This window comes from Leucobacter fengyongliangi, from assembly GCF_050971685.1.
GTDB lineage: Bacteria > Actinomycetota > Actinomycetes > Actinomycetales > Microbacteriaceae > Leucobacter.
The window spans coordinates 117,561-135,081 of record NZ_JBPCEU010000005.1 but is presented as its reverse complement, the minus strand read 5'-3'; the positions used below and the strand labels follow the sequence as shown (position 1 = coordinate 135,081).

The 17,521-nt window shown below is 67.1% G+C and carries 14 protein-coding genes; 9 read left to right on the top strand and 5 right to left on the bottom strand.

Annotated elements, in window-relative coordinates; all coding sequences use genetic code 11:
* Nucleotides 1–66: 66 nt before the first annotated feature.
* Complete coding sequence (locus ACR0R4_RS05485; RefSeq protein ID WP_433646365.1) at nucleotides 67–1,047, top strand: LysR family transcriptional regulator; 981 nt, start codon at nucleotides 67–69, stop codon at nucleotides 1,045–1,047.
* A 101-nt stretch (nucleotides 1,048–1,148) separates the two neighbouring features.
* Nucleotides 1,149–2,330, top strand: coding sequence for a cytochrome P450 (locus ACR0R4_RS05480; protein WP_433646364.1), 1,182 nt, complete (start codon nucleotides 1,149–1,151; stop codon nucleotides 2,328–2,330).
* A 167-nt stretch (nucleotides 2,331–2,497) separates the two neighbouring features.
* Here the strand turns inward: ACR0R4_RS05480 and ACR0R4_RS05475 are convergent, their stop codons facing one another.
* Complete coding sequence (locus ACR0R4_RS05475) at nucleotides 2,498–4,297, bottom strand: FAD-dependent monooxygenase (RefSeq protein WP_433646363.1); 1,800 nt, start codon at nucleotides 4,295–4,297, stop codon at nucleotides 2,498–2,500.
* Nucleotides 4,298–4,346: 49 nt separating this feature from the next.
* Nucleotides 4,347–5,288, bottom strand: a complete 942-nt coding sequence (locus tag ACR0R4_RS05470; RefSeq protein WP_433646362.1) for an MBL fold metallo-hydrolase — start codon at nucleotides 5,286–5,288, stop codon at nucleotides 4,347–4,349.
* Nucleotides 5,289–5,369: 81 nt separating this feature from the next.
* Between ACR0R4_RS05470 and ACR0R4_RS05465 the strand changes: the two genes are divergently transcribed.
* Complete coding sequence (locus tag ACR0R4_RS05465; RefSeq protein ID WP_433646361.1) at nucleotides 5,370–7,091, top strand: CocE/NonD family hydrolase; 1,722 nt, start codon at nucleotides 5,370–5,372, stop codon at nucleotides 7,089–7,091.
* 137 nt (nucleotides 7,092–7,228) lie between these two features.
* Here the strand turns inward: ACR0R4_RS05465 and ACR0R4_RS05460 are convergent, their stop codons facing one another.
* A complete protein-coding gene (locus ACR0R4_RS05460) occupies nucleotides 7,229–8,965 on the bottom strand; it encodes an amidase (RefSeq protein WP_433646360.1) in 1,737 nt (578 codons plus the stop codon).
* Nucleotides 8,962–10,014: an agmatine deiminase family protein gene (locus tag ACR0R4_RS05455; protein ID WP_433646359.1), complete on the bottom strand. Its 1,053-nt coding sequence runs from the start codon at nucleotides 10,012–10,014 to the stop codon at nucleotides 8,962–8,964. The genes ACR0R4_RS05460 and ACR0R4_RS05455 overlap by 4 nt, the downstream gene beginning before the upstream one ends.
* Before the next feature lie 87 nt (nucleotides 10,015–10,101).
* On the opposite strand from ACR0R4_RS05455, the gene ACR0R4_RS05450 reads away from it, so the two are divergent.
* The 3 genes from ACR0R4_RS05450 (at nucleotide 10,102) to ACR0R4_RS05440 (ending at nucleotide 12,942) form a co-directional block, all read left to right on the top strand.
* On the top strand, nucleotides 10,102–10,749 hold the full coding sequence (locus ACR0R4_RS05450; protein WP_433646358.1) for a TetR/AcrR family transcriptional regulator: 648 nt from the start codon (nucleotides 10,102–10,104) through the stop codon (nucleotides 10,747–10,749).
* Nucleotides 10,750–10,834: 85 nt separating this feature from the next.
* Nucleotides 10,835–11,305 carry a hypothetical protein gene (locus tag ACR0R4_RS05445; protein ID WP_433646357.1) on the top strand — a complete coding sequence of 157 codons (471 nt, stop codon included), beginning with the start codon at nucleotides 10,835–10,837 and terminating at the stop codon, nucleotides 11,303–11,305.
* A 2-nt stretch (nucleotides 11,306–11,307) separates the two neighbouring features.
* Nucleotides 11,308–12,942 (top strand): amidohydrolase, encoded by a 1,635-nt coding sequence (locus tag ACR0R4_RS05440; RefSeq protein WP_433646356.1) that lies wholly within the window; start codon nucleotides 11,308–11,310, stop codon nucleotides 12,940–12,942.
* A 24-nt stretch (nucleotides 12,943–12,966) separates the two neighbouring features.
* Here ACR0R4_RS05440 and ACR0R4_RS05435 read toward each other — a convergent pair whose 3' ends face one another.
* On the bottom strand, nucleotides 12,967–13,536 hold the full coding sequence (locus tag ACR0R4_RS05435; RefSeq protein WP_433646355.1) for a TetR/AcrR family transcriptional regulator: 570 nt from the start codon (nucleotides 13,534–13,536) through the stop codon (nucleotides 12,967–12,969).
* Between the two features lie 156 nt (nucleotides 13,537–13,692).
* Between ACR0R4_RS05435 and ACR0R4_RS05430 the strand changes: the two genes are divergently transcribed.
* Genes ACR0R4_RS05430 through ACR0R4_RS05420 form a run of 3 tightly spaced genes read left to right on the top strand, consistent with a single transcriptional unit; the run spans nucleotide 13,693 to nucleotide 17,493 of the window.
* The gene (locus ACR0R4_RS05430; RefSeq protein WP_433646354.1) at nucleotides 13,693–15,351 is read left to right on the top strand and encodes a CocE/NonD family hydrolase; all 1,659 of its coding nucleotides are present in this window, start codon (nucleotides 13,693–13,695) and stop codon (nucleotides 15,349–15,351) included.
* On the top strand, nucleotides 15,348–15,809 hold the full coding sequence (locus tag ACR0R4_RS05425) for a DUF3237 domain-containing protein (RefSeq protein WP_433646353.1): 462 nt from the start codon (nucleotides 15,348–15,350) through the stop codon (nucleotides 15,807–15,809). Before ACR0R4_RS05430 ends, ACR0R4_RS05425 begins: the two co-directional genes overlap by 4 nt.
* A 46-nt stretch (nucleotides 15,810–15,855) precedes the next feature.
* Entirely contained in the window at nucleotides 15,856–17,493 is a 1,638-nt protein-coding gene (locus tag ACR0R4_RS05420) for an ABC transporter substrate-binding protein (protein ID WP_433646352.1), read from the top strand.
* Nucleotides 17,494–17,521: the final 28 nt, after the last annotated feature.

Below are 17,521 nucleotides of genomic sequence, written 5' to 3'. Positions count from 1 at the left end.
AGAATGTATGCTGCACATGCACGAAGCGAATATCACGTCTGCTCGAGACGCCGAGAAAGGTCGACGATGACACAGGAGGCAACACCCTCTCGCGCGGAACGTGACCTTGCGGGGCTCGCTTCGGTTGACCTCAACCTGCTCGTTCCACTCATGGCGTTGCTCGAGGAAAGCTCAGTAACCCATGCGGCTGATCGCGTGCGGCTGTCACAGCCTGCCATGAGCCACGCGTTGCGGAGGTTGCGCAAGCAGCTCGGCGACGAGCTGCTCGTGCGGCAGGGCGGAACGATGGTGCTGACGCCCCGCGCGCAGGAGCTCGTGGGCCCGGTGCGACGCGCGCTCGCCGAGGCCGTGCGGGCGCTCACCTCGGCATCCTTTGACCCACTCACCGATGAGCGCACCGTCACCGTCGCACTGACGGCGAGCACTGCCTTTGTGCTCGGTCCGCTGCTGCGTCGATTGCTTGATGAGCGCGCCCCGCACATGACGCTGAGGCTGCGCACCGCGGATGTGAACGCCCCAGGTGTATTCACCGCAGACGGCGTTGACGTTGTGTTACTGACCGAAGGGCTGCGTGCGCCACACCCGCGAGAACGCCTGTATGACGATCGCTGGGTCGTCATCGCCTCACCCGAGACTCCCGAGGGGCGCTCGGCGCTCGAACTCCTGCGCGAAGAACCGCACATCAAGGTCGATGCCGAGGCCCTGCAGTTGCGGCCCTACGACACGCTGGATCGCGCAGGCGTCGAGTACACGGTGAAACAGACGGTCTCCGACTATCTGCTTGTTCCGCACTTTCTGCGAGAGATACGAGGGGTCGGGCTGCACCGACTCCAGGTGGTGGCTGAATTCGTGAGGCGCGATCCACTGCGGATTCTGCCGTTCCCGTTCCCCATCGCGCCCCTGGGGATCGACATGGTGTGGAACCCCTGGCTCACCGACGACGCGTACCGCGAGTGGCTGCGGGAATTGCTGCTCGAGGCGGCGGCACCCCTGCGCGCGCGGGCCAAGCAGCGCGCGGACGAGCATGTCTATTCACCAAACGAATGATCTGCATGCAGGACATCCATTTGAAACATGAGAAGCGGGGCGCTTGACTGGCGGTACCCGGCGCGCCGAAGCCCGGGCTCACCGTCACGAAGCGAGGCACCATGACCGCCACTGCAACGGCGCAGACGTCGAAGGTAGACATCTGGACCGACGAAGTACTCCTCAACCCGCATGACACCTACACCGCGCTGCGCGAGCAGGCTCCGGTGGTGTACCTCGAGGCCAGCGATGTCTGGGCCCTGACGCGTTACGCCGAGATCCGCGACGCGCTCGGCGACTGGGAGAGCTTCAGCTCGACCAAAGTTGCCTTCAACCCGCAGATGAACGAGGTGCTCACCGGCACCACGCTCGCGAGTGATCCGCCCCTCCACACGCAGTTGCGCGCCACCCTCAGCGAGAACCTCACCCCGCGTGCGTTGCGCGGCCTGAAGGTGACGATCGATGAAAAGGCCGATCGTCTCGTCGCTGACGTGGTGGATCGCGGTTCCTTCGACGGGGTGCGTGACCTGGCGCAGGAACTGCCCCTGCAAATCGTGCTCGACCTCATCGGCGTGCAGGGCGAGGTGCGCGAGAAGATCCTTCCCTGGGGCAACGCCGCGTTCAACCTGCTCGGGCCGATGAACGAGCGGGCGCAACAGAGTTTCCCGCTCGCCGGGGAGCTATTCGAATGGACCCACGGCATGCAGGGCGACAAGCTCGCTGAGGGCTCTATCGGACGCGCGATCTTCGATGCGGGCGCGCGCGGAGATATTCCCCAGGAACTGTGCGGGCACATCATCCACCAGTACCTTGCCGCCGGCATGGACACCACGATCGGCTCGATCGCCAACACGATCCGCCTCTTCGGCGAGAATCCCGAGGAATTCGCGAAGGTGCAGGCGGATCCGTCGCTCATCCCCTCTGCCTTCAACGAGGTGCTGCGCATGGAAGCGGCCATGCACGCGCAGGGTCGTGGCACGACGCGCGACGTCGAAATCGGCGGCACCGTGATTCCCGAGGGCGCGCAGGTCGCCGTGCTGTTCTACGCGGGCAACCGCGACCCGCGGCACTACGACGAGCCCGACACGTTCCGCGTGGAGCGGAACCCGCTCGATCACCTGACCTTCGGGTACGGGGTGCACGGCTGCGCTGGGCAGGGCCTCGCGAAGCTCGAGGCACACGCGGTGATCGAGGCGTTCTGCCGTCGGGTCGATTCATTCGAGGTCGGCGAGCCCACCGTGAAGCTCAACAACACGAGCCGCGGGCTCGAGACGCTGCCGGTGTTCGACGTCGTCGCGGCGTAGCTGCGACAAACGTGAGGGGGTGGATCGCTCGGCGATCCACCCCCTCACTGTATTGCGCACTGAGTCGACCGGCACCCTGCCCGAACCACGACCGGCAGATTGACCCTGCGCGGGCAGTTGCAGCCAGAAACCGCCGCCTCAAGGTCATTCTGCCGGTTGAAGGTGGTTCAGTTCGGCGAGTTGCGGTCGAGCACCTGGGTGAGCGCCGCCCGCAGGGTCGCTGCCGGATCCGCCGACAACTCGCGCTGCCGCAACGCGATGTGCTGGTCGGGGCGCACGAGCAGGCAGCCCGCCTCGCCGATCTCGCTGCGACGCCCGAAGTCGCCGTACAGATCCTGCACGTCGCCCGCGTGGCCGATCTTCACGGTCGCGATCTCGATTCCGAGATCGCTGGCCACGGCAGCCGCCGCGTCGATCCACTGCCCACCGCGGTCGCGGGTGACGAGCGTGAACCGCTCCTGCCCGACGAGGTCGAGGGTCGAAACCGTGCGCGTGGCATCGCCCACCAGGGCGTGCGGGATCCGCGCTCCCGGGTGGCTGGTCGGCTGAATGTACAGCTGTGGATCGCGGTCGTAGGTGAGCTCACTGCCGTCGCCCACCACCGCGCCCGAGCGATACACCTGGTTCATCTCGACGCCGTGCGCCTCGAAGATGTACGACTCCTCGTCGAGCACGGCGCGCAGCGCGCTGCGGCGTGCCTCGCCGGCGTCGGAGTCTTCCCCGAGCTCGGCGAACGTCGCGGAGCGCTCCTCGAACGATGCCGCGGGGTTCAGGCCCATGGCGGGTAGCAGCCCCATGCCCAGCCCCCAACTGTCGACCGCCCGGTTCACGATCTGCGCGCCCACGGGCTGCCGCTCGTCGCTGTACGTCTCGAGGAGGCCCGGGCCGGCCTGGCCCTTGATGACGAACGCGAGCTTCCATGCGAGGTTGAACCCGTCTTGGATGCAGGTGTTTGCCCCGAGGCCGTTGGTCGGTGGATGCCGGTGCGCGGCATCGCCGGCGAGGAACACCCGTCCCTCGCTGTACCGGGAGGCGACCAGACGGTTGATGCGCCACGGGTAGAGACCGGTGACGGTGATCTTCACCGAGTCATCGCCGATCGCGAGGCGCAGCTCCTCCTCGGCCTCCTCCGGGGTGAGGGCTTCGGTGCGCCCGCCGAGGTAGACGAGCGAAGCCGACCACTCGTTCCACGGTCGCACCATGCGGATCATGGCGCGGGTGGGCCCCTCGGGGCGGTTCTGGATGATCTCGTAGAGCGACCCGGGGCGGTGTGCGACAAGGTGCGACAGATCGGCGGTGAAGCTGATGTTCATCGCGGGGGCGATGCCCACCTCGCCTTCGAAGGGAATCTCGAGCGCCCGGGCAATCCGGCTCTGCCCGCCGTCGGCGGCGACGACGTACGCGGCGCGCAGGGTCTCGGCCTTGCCGGTGACCCCGTCGACGACGTGCACGGTCACTCCGTCGGCATCTTGCTCGAACCCGGTGCACGTGGTCTGGAAGCGGATCCGCGCCCCGAGTCTGGCCGCTTCGCCGAGCAGGATTGGCTCGAGGCGGTTCTGCGGAATGTCGCACCCGTCGGTGGGGCTCGCGGTGAGGTACTCACCCTGCCGACCCGGGTTGTTGCCCCACGACCAGGCCCGGCCAAGCTCGGTGCCGGTAATGGCCGTCGCGACGACCTGGCTCGCCATCGTCTCGCGCGGTGCGGCCTGCGCGCGCACGGCGGGTTCGAGCCCCACCGCGCGGAGCACCTCCATGGTGCGCTGGTTGGTGATGTGCGCCCGGGGTGAATCAGCGACCCAGGTTTCGCGGGTTACGACGGTGACCTGGATACCGTGTCGCGCGAGCATCACCGCAGTGCCGACGCCGGTGGGGCCTGACCCGACGATGATGACATCGGTGCGAGCGGGCTCGCCCTCGGCCTGATCGGTGGCCGTCGACCAGGTGCGGTAGGGGCTGGACTCGTCCATGAGTACTCCTTTGTATGGTGGTGCGAAACGTCAGTGGTGTGGATCGGGGTTAGCGCTGCGACGCGAAGCGGCGGCGGTACCCGTCGAGCGTGGTGAAGAACGGGGACGGGTCGAGCGTCGGGTCGCCCTCGTACCCGAGTTCTGCAGCCACGCGATCGAACGGCGCGTAGGGGGAGTCGGTCGCGGTCAGCCCGTCGGCGAGGGCACCCTCGGCGGCGGTGGCGATCCGCCCCTCGATGTCGATGCTCTCTTGCAGCGCGCGCGCCGCCTGTGCAGCGTCGAGCTCGACCCCGTAGGGCGTGCCATCGGCGCTGCGGTAGGGGTGCCCGAGGTAGAGGCGGCGGGGCTGCACCTCGTCGCGCAGGTACTCGAGGCTGGCGCGATACGCGGTCGGATCCTCGTACCCTGGGAAGAAGTTCGCCGCGCCGTGGATCTGCACGGCATCGCCCACGAACACGTCGTTCTGGCCGTCGATGACGTAGGCGACCGAGCCGGGAGTGTGGCCGGGAACCGGGTGCACCGACACCGTGACATCACCGCCGAGGGAGAGCGTCTCGCCGCCGCGCAGCAGCACGTCGGCATCCATCTCGCCCGAGATCGCGTGCATGCCAGCGGCGGTCTGCTTCGCGACCCCGTCCGGGTCGTTCAGGTACCGCTGCCGCACGTCGACGTAGAGATCGACGTGGTCTTGGCGCGAGCGCAGCAGGTGCGCGTCGGCCTCGTGGATCACGACCTTCGCGCGACGCCCGGTCATCTCCCATAGGGCGTGGGCCCCGCCCATGTGGTCAATGTGCCCGTGGGTGAGGAGGATCCACTGGACATCTTCGATGCGGCGACCGAGCGCCTCGAGGGCTGGGGCCATGCCCTCGGCGGGGGAGGAGGTGATGCCCGTGTCGACGATCGCCGGCTCCGGAGCGTCGATGAAGTAGCTGTAGAGACCGAATCTGCCCCAGGGGGACACCAACGGGTGAACGGGTACTTCGTGCGACATTGCAGCTCCTGACATCGTGATCCACTTATTTGGTATAATAATATGCGAAGACATCGCTGTCGCAGAAGGGTTGCAATCACTATGACCGATTTTCAAACGTGGGATGCCGGTGGGAAGACGATTCGCATCCACAAGGATCTCCGGGTTCCGATGCGCGACGGCGCCCAACTGGCCGCCGATGCGTACTTCGGCACCGACGACGTGCCGCGGCCCGCACTCGTCGCGCTCAGCCCGTACGGCAAGGAGCTGCAGGCGCTCGCGCTGACCATGCCGCCGCAGAAGCGCCCGAGCCCGATGTGGGACGGCTGCATCGAGGCCGGCGACATCACCCGCGTCGTCGACGAGGGGTACGTGCACGTCATTGGCGACCTGCGCGGATCTGGCGACTCCGACGGCGAGCACATCGGCAACTACAACGCGGGCGGCGTGTCGCTCGGCGAAGACGCCTACGACTTCATCGAGTGGGTCGCGGCGCAGCCCTGGTGCGATGGCAACGTCGGCATGATCGGCATCTCGTACTTCGGGTCGATGCAGGTGTTGGCCGCGGCCGAGCGCCCGCCGAGCCTGAAGGCGATCTTCGTCAGCGGCGGCCACTACGACTTCTACGAGACCACTTACCATGGCGGCATCATGTGGTTCATGCCGCGCGCCGCCCGCGAGGGCCGCGGTGGCGACTCGGGCTGGGCCTTCACCGACCGCGTGAAGTCGCGCATGCTCGAGACCTATTCGCCGGAGGAGATCAAGGCGAAGGTCGCCGCGCGTCTGCAAGACCCCGACGTGGCGGCCTGGCCGAACCTCGTGCACACCCTGCACTACCCGACGAACCACGAGGCCTGGTTCGACATCATCATGAATGATCTCGATGGTGAGTGGTACGAGGAGCGGAACCCCGTCAATCTCGCTCGTAACATCGACATCCCCGTGTACTTGCAGATCGACCAGGGCCGCGGCTGGACGATGGACGGCACGATCGAACTCTTCGACGCGCTGAACGGACCCAAGAAGCTCGACATTGGGCCCTACCCGCCCATGCAGTCGCGCCCATTCATCGAAGAGCACGACAAGATGTTCCGCTGGTACGACTACTGGATCAAGGGCATCGACAACGGGGTGATGGATGAGCCCGCGGTGAGCATCTTCGTCGAGGGCTCGCGTGAGCACGTCACCGGTGCCGCGTGGCCGCCAAAGGCAGTGGATCACAGCCCCCTGTACCTGCGCCCGCGCCGGAAACTGCTGCCCGAACCCGAGCTGATGGGTGAGCAGTACGCGGCCCCCGACGGCTTCTACCAGGCACCGCTCACGGTGACCGACAAGGTCGAGATCATCAACTGGAGCACCGAGACCTTCGAGGCTCCCACTGAGATGATCGGCACAGGTGCCGCGCATATCTTCGCGTCGATCGACCAGGACGACTCGAACTTCATCCTGCGGCTGTGGGATGTGGCGCCGAATGGCAACCGCCAGCTGGTCACGACCGGGTTCCTAAAGGCCTCGCATCGCGAGCTCGACCTCGAGCGCACCACCGAGGGAAGCCCGATCCACCCCCACACCCGCGCGGTGCCGGTGGAGCCGGGCAAGATCGAGGAGTACGTGATTCGGCTGTACCCGTTCGCGACGACGTTCTTGCCGGGGCACCGCCTCGAGCTCGAGCTGTCGTGTAACGAGCCGCTGACCGACGCGCACAACGCGCTGCTGCCTCCCGACGCGTTCCACCTGCCGGTGGGTCGCCCGGTCACGCACAAGATTTACCGCGACGCGGCGCACCCTTCGCGCCTGGTGCTGCCCTTTACGACCCAGTCGTAGGGTTCTTGCGCCAGCGCGTGCCCGCGTGCGCCCGCGCGCGCCCGCGTTTTCGCCGCTGCGGCAGGTCTCCCTCACCTTCATGGGCAGTAGATGTCCGAATACTTGGGTATTCGAGCATCTACTGCCCATGAATCGGGCTACGCGAGGCGCGGGGTGCGCGGGGGTTCGGTGCGGCGGGGGCGGATCGCCTCAAACGCCGCCGCGAGTGACAACAGCCGGGTGTCGTCGTAGGCGCGCCCGGCGAAGGTCAGGCCCACGGGCATGCCAATGTCGGCCATCGTGCCCGTCGGTACGGTGACGGTCGGAATGCCCAGATGGCGGATCGCGAGATTGCCGTTGGCGATCCACACCCCGTTGCGCCAGCCGAGGTCTGCGGAGGCCTCGTTGACATCCATATCTGCGGGGCCGACGTCGGCAACCGCGGGGAACACGACAGCATCGAGGCCGAGTGTGTCCATCCACTCCTCGAGGTCGAGCTGGCGGGTGCGTTCAAGCCCGCGCAGGCCAGCCTCCAGCTCGGGGATCTCGGTGAATGAGGCTACCGGGTGCTCGCGCACGTGGCCCGGGTACTCGGCGATGTCATCGTCGAATCCCGTGTAACGATCGGGCAGCGCGCCCTCGGGGTGCGGGAAGATCTCGGTTCCGTCGACGACGGTGAGATCGGGGAAGGCGGGGTCGCCGTTCGCGCGCAGGAAGTCGTCCCAGGCCCACGCCGACAAGTCGAGGATTTCGCGCCGCAGGTATTCGGGGCTGACCAGCCCGCGGGTGTGGATCTTCGGGGCGCCCGGCCGGTCACCCTCGTAATTGGAGACGACCGGGAAATCAACCTCGACGACCTCGGCGCCCTGCGCCTCGAGGTCGCGGCGCGCCTGTTCCCACAGCTCGATGATCGAGGCGCGCGTCTCGATGCGCTGCCCGGTGGGGCCCCCGATGCCGGGGGCTTCTGCGCTGCCGGGTTCGGCGGTGCCCGCGAGTGGATCGGCGTTGATGTACATCTTCGGGATGCCGATGCGCCGGCCGGCGAGTAGCGACCGAGCCTCTTCGGGTGAGACCGGGCCGAGCTCCGAGTAGCTTGCTGGCCGCACTTCGGAGGGGTGCGGAAGCGCGATCCACCGTTGCGCGCGCCAGAAATCGCCGCGGCTCTCTCGGTCGTCGGCGACGATCACGTCGAGTACCTCGAACAGGTCGGCCATCGTGCGGGTGTGCGGCACGACGACATCCATGGTGGGCACGAGCGGCCAGTTGCCGCGCGTCGAGATCACCCCGCGCGACGGCGTGTACGCGCAGAGGGCGTTGTTGGAGGCCGGGCCGCGGCCGCTCGACCACGTCTCCTCCCCGAGCCCGAAGGCGGCGAAGCTGGCCGCGGTCGCGGTGCCCGAGCCGTTTGACGAGCCTGAGGCAAACGGTGCCGTTAGGAATTCGGCGTTGTACGGGCTCTCGGCGCGACCGTATACCCCCCGTTGCATGCCTCCATTTGCCATTGGCGGCATATTCGTGAGGCCGAGGCAAATGGCGCCACCCGCGCGCAGGCGTTCGATGGTGAAGGCATCGCGCTGCGCGACGAGATCGGCGAACGCCGGGCTGCCCGCGGCCGCAGTGAGTCCGCGCACCAAGTAGCTGTCTTTTGCGGTGTACGGAATGCCGTCAAGCGGGCCGAGAACTTCGCCGCGGGCTCGGCGCGCATCGGACTCACGGGCCTCGTCGAGCGCGCGCTCGTTGCGCACGACGAGCGCGTTCAGAGCTGTCTCGGTGTCGGGTCCGTCGAAGGCGTCGATCCGGGTGAGGTAGGCCTCGACGAGCCAGGCGCTCGTGATCTCGTCGCGTTCCAGCGCCCCGCGCAACTCGGCGATAGTTGCCTCGACGACGTCGATCACGCGCGGGCTCCGACCGTTGGCTGCTGCTGCGTGATGCAGTGCACGCCACCCCCACGGGCGAAGATCGGTCGCGCGTCGACCGTCACGACGCGCCGCCCCGGGTAGACGGACTCGAGAATCTCGCGAGCCCGGGCATCGGCGGTCTCCTCGCCAAACCCGCAGGCGATCACGCCGTCGTTGACAACGAGGTGGTTGACGTAGCTCCAGTCGACGAACCCTTCGTCGTCGCGCAGGGTGGCCGGGGCGGGTAGCTCGACGATGTCGAAGCTGCGCCCAGCGGCGTCGGTCTGGCGCTCGAGGTGGGCACGCAGCCCGTCGGTCACCGCGTGGTCGGGGTGGCCGGGATCCACCTGGGTGTGCAGCAGCAGGGTGCCCGGCGTGGGGATCGTCGCGACGATGTCGACGTGCCCGTTCGTGCCGAAGCGCTCGGAGTCGCGGGTGAGGCCGCGCGGCAGCCACACCGCGTGCGTGGCCCCCAGGGTGCGCGCCATCTCGGCCTCGACTCGCTCGCGGGTCGCGTAACGGTTGCGCCGCGGGTCGAGTTGCACGGTGTCGGTGAGCAGCACGGTGCCTTCGCCGTCGACGTGGATCCCGCCGCCCTCGTTGACGAGCAGCGAGCTGATGCGTTCGGCGCCGACCTGCTCGGCGATGAACGCGCCGTGCTGAGCGGAGAGCCGCCAGTCGGCCCAGTCCTGGTCGCCCCACCCGTTGAAGATCCAGGTGACCGCGCCGAGCACTCCGGGGCGGGCGTCGTCGACGACGAAGGTGGGCCCCGAGTCGCGCAGCCAGAACTCGTCGACCGGCACCTCGACGATCTCGATGCCGTGTGCGGCGGTTGCGCCCAACATGCGCCGCGCACGCGCGATCTCGCTCGGGTCAACAAGCATCGTCACCGGCTCGAACTCGGCGATCGCGTGGGCGGTGGCGACCCACGCAGCGTAGCCCTCCTCGCGCTCGGCAGCGGTCTCGCCGAGCGTCTCGCCCTCGCGCGGAAACGCCATCCAGGTGCGCTCGTGGGGTGCGGTTTCGGCGGGCATGCGCCAGGCCATGGTGCTCCTTGGGTTCGCGTGGGGTGTGCCACTAAGCTTGTTGATCACCCGATCAATAACTGATCGCAAATCTACCGAGTGGATCGCATGTCGTCAACACCCGCACGTACGCCCGCGGTCAGCGCGCCCGGGGCCCGCAAACGGGCGACCCGGCGTTCCGCCGCCGAGCGCCGCGCCGAGATCACTGATGCAGCCGAAGCGATCGCCCGAGCCGAAGGGCTCACGGCCGTCACGATGCGCGCGGTCGCCGCGCGAGCGGGGGTGGCCCCAACGCTCGTGATCCACCACGTGGAGAGCATGGACCACCTGGTCGCGGAGGCGTTCACCCGCATCGTGGCCGCCGAACTCGCCGAGATCACGAGCTTCGCCGAGCGGGTGGCCGAAGCGGGCGAGCGACTCGATACCGTGCTCGACACGGTGCTCGACGGCACCCGCGACGAGGTGACGTTCGTGTGGGTCGAGGCGTGGGCGCTCGGGCGGCGGAACGTTCCGCTCGCGACCGAGGTGCGCGCGCAGATGGACGCGTGGCGCGCCTTCTTTGCGGCACTGATTCAGGCCGGGTGCGATGCGGGACGATACCGGGTGGCTGATCCGCCCGCCGTTGCCGGCCAGCTGCTCGGCATGCTCGACGGTCTGAACGCACACTCGCTCGTGGGGTGGGAGGACGGGGTGGATCGCCGCTCGCTCATGCGCCGCGCGGCGGGTGCGATGCTCGGGGTGGCTGAGTCCCGATGAGTGAGCCAGCGTGCGAAAGCGGCATGCCGCGCGCGATCGGCGCTGTGCCAGACTTGCTGCAGACCTCTTCGATGATGGGAGCGAAATGAAAGCATGGGTGCCGGGAAGCAAGGCCGTACTCGAGTGGACCGTGAAGGAGTCCCTCGTCGGCTACATGCAGCGTGACGAGAGTTTCACGGTGCAGGCGAGTGGCGGTGCGAGCTTCGATCCCGAGCGCGGGGTCAGCGTGCCGGGCGAGATCGGTGACGACGGTGTGCTGCGCCTGACCGGCGAAATCACCCTGAGCGCGCACGGCGGATCGCTGGCGATCGCGCTTGTCGCGGCAGAGCTCGACCCCGAGACGGGGCTCTCGATCGCCGACCCGATCGATGGGCTGCCGCGGCGCATGATGCTCGTCACGGTGAAGCCCCTCGATGTGGAAGCCTCGGAGACGAAGCGTTTCGCCACGTTTCTGGGGTACGACGCCGACATCTTGTTCATGTACAAGTACTCGACGCGCACGCCGTTTGACGACATTCGCGTCACGATCGTTGAAGAGCAGAGTGGAGAACGTTGACGATGCCCACCGTCGTGTACCGCGCCGCCGCCGTCTTCACCGGGCGCGCGAGCTCGCCGCTGGCCGAAGCCTTCGCGGTGCGCGATGGGCGCGTCATTGCTATCGGCGACCGCGAGCCAGCTGAGCACGCAGCCGGCCCAGATGCTCGCATCATCGATCTTGGCGACGGTTTCGTCACGCCCGGCATCGTGGAGGGGCACACACACCTGCTGATGTTTGGCCAAGCGGTCGAGAAGGTGCAACTGCGTGAGTGTGGCACGCTCGCAGAGATTCAAGAACGGCTGCGTGAGGCGCGTGCGGCAAACCCCGATGCGGCCATGCTGCTGGGCATCAGCTGGAGGTTCGATGCGCTCGAGGGACGCGATCCCACCGCCGAAATGATCGATGCCGCTGTCTCCGACATCCCCGTCATACTCGACGCGAACGACCTGCATTCGGTGTGGGTCAACAGTGCTGCGATCGCCGAGCTTGGTATCACGAGTGACACTCCAGACCCGATTGGTGGGGAGATTCGCCGGGATGAGCGTGGCGAAGCGACGGGATTCCTGCTCGAGTCGGCCGCGATCCAGCACGCGTGGAACTACCTGGCTGCTGCAGCGAGCGATGCGGATCGCGATCGCTTCCTGGCCGCCGCGTTCGATGCGTACCTGGCGACTGGGGTCACGACCGCGACCGACATGTCGTTCGGTGCCCCCGATCTGGCGGCCTTCGAACGCATCCTCATTCGAGACGGCCAGCTGCCCTTCCCGATCACGGCGCACATGCTGCTGCACCCGACCGGCGACCCGGCTGCAGGCCTTGCTCAGGTCGAACGCGCGGCTGCGGAGCGCGATCGCGTCGCGGCCACCTACGGCTCCGACTCGCTTCGCATCGTCGGGGTGAAGTTCATTCTCGACGGCGTGATCGATGCCTGCACCGCAGCAATGCGCGGCCCGTACGCCGACGGTTCGAACGCTGAACCGATCTGGCCGAGGGAGGCGGCGCTCGCCGCCTCCGTGGCCGCCGATGCTCACGGTTTACAGCTCGCGCTGCACGCGATCGGTGACTCGGCGAGCGACCTCGCGCTCGATCTCGTCGAGGCGTGCGTGCGCGAGAACGGGCCGCGGGCTTCTCGGCGCCCCCGCATCGAGCACCTGGAATACGTTGCGCCTGATACGGTGCGCCGGCTCGCCGCTCTGGGTGTCACCGCGTCGATGCAGCCGGTGCACTGCGACCCGGCGGTGCTCGACAACTGGATCGCGATGCTCGGCGACGAGCGAGCCGAGCGTGGCTTTCCGTGGGCCGAGATGCGCGACGCAGGCGTGCGGATCGCGCTCGGTACCGACGCACCGACGGCCCCGCACGAGGCGCCCCACAACCTCTTCATCGCTCTGACCGCACGCTCTGTGCTCGAGGCTGCCCGCGCGCCGTACCATCCGGAGCGAGTCTTCACCCCTGCCGACGCGCTCGAGGCGATGACCTTCGGTGGGGCGTGGGCCACCGGCCTCGAAAACGAGGTTGGCACGCTGGCACCGGGCACCCGCGCGAACTTCGCGGTGCTCGACCTCAACCCGTTCACCGACGACCCCGATCGGCTGGTCGGCACCCGCGTGCGCCTGACCGTGGTCGACGGCGAAGTGAGGCACCGCGCCGAGTAGCCCAAGGAAGCATTCTCGCCAGTATTACAGCGAGGCAAGCAGCCCGTCGATCGACCGTCGGGCGCGCGCCGGTCGATCGGGATCCTGGTTGAAATCCTCCATGAAGACGCTCCCCAAAGCTGCCGTGAGTACGGCGGTCGCCGCGTCGGTCTGTCGCTGTGCGCTCACCGCAGGGTGGGCGGAGCGGATCAGTTCCAGCAAGCGCTGCTCGGTGCTGAGGTACACCTCGGAGAGCACCTGCGCGATCTCCGCGCTGGTGCGTGAGAGTTCGACGAACCCGAGCACGATCGCGTTGTCGTCGGTCGATGAGGTGAATTCACTGCCAAACAGATAGTCGAGCGCCTCAGTCAGGGTCGAGACATGCTCGGGGAGGATCGAGGGCGCTGATGTGTCGACCGTGTAGAACCATCGCGCCGCGTCAATGAGCAGCGCATCTCGGTTGCCAACGAAATGCCGCACGTGCCCGCGCGACATACCCGCGGTCGTCGCAATGCGGTCAAGCGTGGTGCTGCTGATGCCGTGCTTGGCAATCGTCTGAAGGGTGGCTTCGATGATCTGCTCGCGTCGCGCATCGGCAACTGAAGGGCGGGCCATGGCGTTTCCTCTCAGTCCTCTCTCCGAAGAATAGCCGGAAAGTTACGCGTTTGTAAATTTGTCTAGTCAGACTTGACTAACTTGCCGAGGTGGACGTAACGTGTGATTCACGACGCCGATCCGCACCCGCGGTGGCTCGCATCACGAGGGAGTGAGATGTTGAAGTACGAACGGCTGGGTCCGGCACCAGAGAGCCCGCTCGCCGAACCGGCCCGTGTACGCACCCGCGACGGAATCCACCTGGCGACCGACGTGTACCTCCCCGGCGGCGACCGGTCGCCCGGCGAGACGATCCTGATCCGCCTGCCCTACGACAAGAGCGGCGAGTACACTTTCATTCCGTTGATCGCCGAGTACTTTATGTCACACGGCTATCGGGTGGTCACGCAGGATGTGCGCGGCAAGTTCCGTTCAGAGGGCGACGCGCTGCTCTTCGTCAACGAGGTGCGCGACGGAGCAGACACGCTCGAGTGGATCACGCAGCAGCCGTGGTCGAATGGCCGCGTCGCAATGTGGGGCGACAGCTATTACGGCTACACCCAGTGGGCGGCCGCCGCGAGTGGTCACCCTGCGCTGAAGGCGATCGCCCCGAGGCTCACTGGTACGGCGCTCGGCGAACCTATCCGCCGCGCACCGAACTCCCGGGTATCCGGCATCGAGTGGGCGGTCACGTACGTCTACCCCCTCACGCACTTTCACGGCAACGAGAGCTACGCGTGGGAACCCGATTGGTCACGTCGCGACTTTGCCGCCCAGGCCGAGGAATTTATGGCCGAGACCGGCCGTCCGCTCTCCTACGATCAGTGGGTGCCGCATGCGGTGCACCTGCCGCGCTTTCCCGCGGACTCGCCGTTCGCCGGCCGATCGGTACCCACACTGCACACCATCGGTTGGTGGGACAACTGCGCACCCCTGGCGTGGGCCGATGTCGCCGAGATTGAGCGCTATCCCAACTGGGCGGCCCATCACTACCTGCGTGTCGAGCCGATCGATCACGAGAGTTTTCAGCTTCTCGATTCAGCAGCGGATCGCGTGGCCGACCGCAGTGAGGAGCAGATCCGCGCACTGCTCCCGCGCACCCTCGACCCCGCCCTCGACTTCTTCGAGGTATTCGTGCGCGGAACCGGCAGCGTGGCAGAGATCCCGAAGGTCACCTGGAATCTCGCCGGAACGAATGAGTGGCGTACCGGCGCCGTGTGGCCGCCCGTTGACACGCAGCACCAGACGCTGTGGGCCACTCCCGATGGAGCCCTTACGGCCACGCAGACCGCCCAGCCCGAGACCGAAGCGAGTTGGCAGCATGACCCCCGGGATCTGGTGCCCTCCAGCGTGCCCGACGCATTCTCGTACCTGTTGCATCTGCCCGATGAGGCACCGATTGGTGAGCGCGACGACGTGCTCGTCTTCACCTCCGACGCGATGCCCAGCGACGTCGAACTTGCGGGGTCGGTGACTGCGCGGGTACGCGTGCGATCCACTGGTCCGACCCTTGACTGCTTCGTGCGCGTGCTCGACGTTGCGCCCGATGGCACCGCCCTGCGCATCGCCCGTGGCCAGCAGCAACTGCGTGATGCGCAGCAGCCCGAAACACTGCACATCGACCTCGGCCAGATCGGGTACCGGCTCGCCGCCGGGCACCGCCTGCGCGTGCATCTGTCGAGCAGCGACTACCCAGAGTTTCTGCCGCAGCCCGGCACCGGGGGCGAGCCGTGGGGTGCGGGCGAACCCACCGTGCCCAATACCCAAACCGTATTCATTGGGGGAGCTGAGGGCCTGGCCCTGTCGCTCCCCGTGTTGAAGGGAGCACTCGCATGATGGAACCCCAGCTCGAGTTCGTGTGTGAGCTGCGCGTCAGCGTGGCACCCGACCTGCACATTGGGCGCGGCCCGGATGAGCAGTTGAGCTTCACCCCGATTACTGGCGGTACCGTGTCAGGCCCTCGCCTTTCCGGCGAGGCCCTTGCAGGCGGCGGCGACTGGGCTGTCGGACGATCGGGCACCGCCCAACTCGAGGCCAGATACCTGGTGCGGGCAGACGACGGCGCCGTGATTGATGTGCTCAACCGTGGCTACTTTCGCGCAACCCCAGAGATCCTCGCCCGCATGGAGGGTGGGGAAGACGTACCCGAAGATGAACCGGGGCTCTACTTTCGCACCGCCCCGGTGTTTCAGACCGACGCGCCACAGCACCGCTGGCTCGCCGAACACCAGTTCCTCGGCCTCGCGAGGGATGAGGGCGGACAGGTCTGCATCCGCGTATACCTGCTGCTCTGAGCCGACATCGATGTTGACTCCAGCTTCCCACTGAAAGGACACACTCATGAACCGACAACCACTCCTCGCGGGAGTCGCGATGGGCGCAGTCGCGCTGCTCGCACTGACCGCGTGTGCGCCCCGCGACGGCGGATCCACCGGGAGCGGTGCCGCTGCCGCACCCACCGAACTCACCACGGTCATGCCCGCCGGGCAGACCCCGGTAGACGAGGTCACCTGGTCGATCGTCGAGGGCGAACCCGCGACACTCGATCCGGCCTCTGCAGCGAGCCTCATCACTCCCAACCTGTGCGAGAACCTGTTGCGGCTCGAACCAGACTTCTCGGTCACCGAAGGGCTCGCCACGCGTGCCGAATGGGTGGATCCCGTGACCTTCGAGATCGATCTGCGCGAGGGAGTGACGTTCTGGGACGGTACCCCAATGACCGCCGCCGACGTTATCTTCAGTCTGCAGCGCAACATGACCCCCGAGTCGCAGTGGTACGCGGCATTCGTTCTGGTCTCGAGCATCGAACAGACCGGAGACCTGCAGGTCACCGTTCGATTCAACGCCCCAGATTCCATCTTCCGCGACGCGCTCTCGGGTGGCGGCGGGGCCGTGATGAGCCAGGCACACGCGACGAAGACCGGCGGGCAGGTCGGCACCTCAGAGACCGGCCTCATGTGCACGGGCCCCTTCCAACTCGATGACTGGGTGCCCGGCACTGAGATCGTCACGACCGCGAATCCCGGGTACTGGGGAACTGCTCCGCTTGTTGAGACGATGCGATTTGTCTTCATCACCGACAGCACGACCCTCACGACCGCACTCACCGCAGGCGAGATCGATGGTGCGTTCAACGTGCCGCCAGCCTCACGAGCAGCGCTGGAAGGCGACGGCGCTGGCACCCTCGTGGTCGGCCCCTCGACTGCGTCGTATAGCTTCGGCCCCACCACCGATCAGGGGCCCGCGGCAAACCCGATGATTCGCCAGGCGCTCAGCCTCGCGATCGATCGGCAGCAGTACATCGACACGGTACTCAACGGCCTCGGCTACGTGCAGAAGACGCTCGTGCCACCGTTTTCTTTCGAACAGATGGAAGCCTCTGCGATTTATGAGGCTGGCTACGAAGCGCTCGCGACCCCGGAAGTGGACCTCGAGCGCGCGAAGGAACTCGTCGCCGAGAGCGGCGAGGACGTGAGCCAACCGATCGTCATTGCGGTGCCGGCTGGAGCCACCGAGTTCCAACAGACGGCACAGATCATTCAGAGCGCGGGTGCCCAGATCGGCCTCACCATCGAGATCGACGCGAAGCAGCCCTCCGACTTCGGTGCGATGTTCTACGATCCGGCCGGGCGCGAAGGCACTGACTTTGTTTCTACCCAGGGCTACCTCGACTCCCCGGGAGTGCTCGGCTACCCGTCGCTCTTCATGATGCCCGCCGAACTTGGCGGCGTGTTCAACTGGAGCGGCTACTCCAACCCCGACGTGATCCAGTTCATGCAGGCGGCGCGCACCACGCCAGACCTCACCGAAGCGGCAGAGGCCTACGTCGCGGCGCAGGAGATCTTCGCACCCGACCAGCTGCAGGTGAGCCTGGCCGGCGCGTACCACCTCACCTATGTTTCGAAGGAGCTCACCGGTGCGGTGACCTCGATCGCAGCGTACAGCTCGCCCTGGGCGCTCGCGCTCGGCGGAAAGTAACATCATGCTGTGCAGGGCGGAGGAGACA

Coding starts and splice junctions, on each gene's coding strand:
- ACR0R4_RS05485 (WP_433646365.1), top strand. CDS start 67: ATGACACAGGAGGCAACACCCTCTCGCGCGGAACGTGACCTTGCGGGG.
- ACR0R4_RS05480 (WP_433646364.1), top strand. CDS start 1,149: ATGACCGCCACTGCAACGGCGCAGACGTCGAAGGTAGACATCTGGACC.
- ACR0R4_RS05475 (WP_433646363.1), bottom strand. CDS start 4,297: ATGGACGAGTCCAGCCCCTACCGCACCTGGTCGACGGCCACCGATCAG.
- ACR0R4_RS05470 (WP_433646362.1), bottom strand. CDS start 5,288: ATGTCGCACGAAGTACCCGTTCACCCGTTGGTGTCCCCCTGGGGCAGA.
- ACR0R4_RS05465 (WP_433646361.1), top strand. CDS start 5,370: ATGACCGATTTTCAAACGTGGGATGCCGGTGGGAAGACGATTCGCATC.
- ACR0R4_RS05455 (WP_433646359.1), bottom strand. CDS start 10,014: ATGGCCTGGCGCATGCCCGCCGAAACCGCACCCCACGAGCGCACCTGG.
- ACR0R4_RS05450 (WP_433646358.1), top strand. CDS start 10,102: ATGTCGTCAACACCCGCACGTACGCCCGCGGTCAGCGCGCCCGGGGCC.
- ACR0R4_RS05445 (WP_433646357.1), top strand. CDS start 10,835: ATGAAAGCATGGGTGCCGGGAAGCAAGGCCGTACTCGAGTGGACCGTG.
- ACR0R4_RS05440 (WP_433646356.1), top strand. CDS start 11,308: ATGCCCACCGTCGTGTACCGCGCCGCCGCCGTCTTCACCGGGCGCGCG.
- ACR0R4_RS05435 (WP_433646355.1), bottom strand. CDS start 13,536: ATGGCCCGCCCTTCAGTTGCCGATGCGCGACGCGAGCAGATCATCGAA.
- ACR0R4_RS05430 (WP_433646354.1), top strand. CDS start 13,693: ATGTTGAAGTACGAACGGCTGGGTCCGGCACCAGAGAGCCCGCTCGCC.
- ACR0R4_RS05425 (WP_433646353.1), top strand. CDS start 15,348: ATGATGGAACCCCAGCTCGAGTTCGTGTGTGAGCTGCGCGTCAGCGTG.
- ACR0R4_RS05420 (WP_433646352.1), top strand. CDS start 15,856: ATGAACCGACAACCACTCCTCGCGGGAGTCGCGATGGGCGCAGTCGCG.